The organism is Klebsiella sp. 141240, from assembly GCF_050600805.1.
GTDB classification, from domain to species: Bacteria; Pseudomonadota; Gammaproteobacteria; order Enterobacterales; family Enterobacteriaceae; genus Klebsiella; species Klebsiella aerogenes.
The window spans coordinates 1-215 of the sequence record NZ_JAQIRK010000093.1 but is presented as its reverse complement, the minus strand read 5'-3'; the positions used below and the strand labels follow the sequence as shown (position 1 = coordinate 215).

Here is a 215-nt window from a genome sequence, read left to right as displayed (position 1 = left end):
CCGATCGTTCGTGGTTCTGCTCTGAAAGCGCTGGAAGGCGACGCAGAGTGGGAAGCGAAAATCATCGAACTGGCTGGCTTCCTGGATTCTTACATCCCAGAACCAGAGCGTGCGATTGACAAGCCGTTCCTGCTGCCGATCGAAGACGTATTCTCCATCTCCGGTCGTGGTACCGTTGTTACCGGTCGTGTAGAGCGCGGTATCATCAAAGTTGG

Annotated in this window: 1 pseudogene; it reads left to right on the top strand. The window is 54.9% G+C overall.

The features are described 5' to 3' along the window. Positions 1-215, top strand: a pseudogene (gene tuf / locus PGQ95_RS26500) (elongation factor Tu); the annotation flags it as partial.